Source organism: Pseudoalteromonas sp. SG43-6 (assembly GCF_014164365.1).
GTDB classification, from domain to species: Bacteria; Pseudomonadota; Gammaproteobacteria; order Enterobacterales; family Alteromonadaceae; genus Pseudoalteromonas; species Pseudoalteromonas rhizosphaerae.
Genome location: NZ_JACJEZ010000246.1, coordinates 1 through 212 on the forward strand (window position 1 = coordinate 1; position 212 = coordinate 212).

The 212-nt window shown below is 37.7% G+C and carries 1 protein-coding gene; it reads left to right on the forward strand.

The genetic code is table 11. From position 1 onward, the window contains the following. A partial coding sequence (locus tag H5201_RS23675; RefSeq protein ID WP_220497202.1) for a hypothetical protein occupies positions 1-187 on the forward strand: 187 nt, incomplete at its 5' end. Positions 188-212: the final 25 nt, after the last annotated feature.

Consider the following 212-nt stretch of genomic DNA (forward strand, 5'->3'; position numbering starts at 1 on the left):
ACTGCCGCGCGCTGTATTTAGCCGCTTAGCAATATTCGTTCTGTTTTCACCCTCAAAGAATAATGAAACAGCAAGCAGGCGTATTCGCTTTCTCGCATTAGGCTCTTTACGTGATAAAGCTAAAAGTTGCTTGGATTTTTCTAAGTTCAATTTAGTAAAAGTAGATAAGTATCAGTGTGCTAATTAGATCACATAATTTGGCAGATTGGTAT